A 325-nucleotide genomic window follows, 5' to 3' on the forward strand; every position below is an offset into this window, starting at 1 on the left:
GCGACCAAGACGGTGCTCGCCACATGGCTCATCGACCACAACATCATGTGGCCGTTCGAGACGAACGCGCCGTGGTACGTGTTCACGAACTACCCCGAGCAGAGCGACGTCTTCACCTGGCTTGATGGCGGCATGGTCGTCACGTACATTCTCGGCAACGGTCTGCTGCTGGGGCCGGCTTTCACGATCATCTTCGCGCTGGCCAACCGGGCGATGGGGCCGTGGCAGACGTCGCGCTTCAATCATCTGGTGCAGTCGCTGATTCCGATCGCCGGGGCCGGTGTCTTCATCGGTCTGTCGGCCACTACGGTCAGCTTGCTGCGCG

Annotated in this window: 1 pseudogene; it reads left to right on the forward strand. The window is 62.8% G+C overall.

Going from position 1 to position 325, the window contains the following annotated elements:
* Nucleotides 1-325 (forward strand): annotated as a pseudogene (locus CDV44_RS27110) (4Fe-4S binding protein); the annotation flags it as partial.

Source organism: Pandoraea sp. PE-S2R-1 (assembly GCF_002179865.1).
In the GTDB taxonomy this organism is placed as follows: Bacteria; Pseudomonadota; Gammaproteobacteria; order Burkholderiales; family Burkholderiaceae; genus Pandoraea.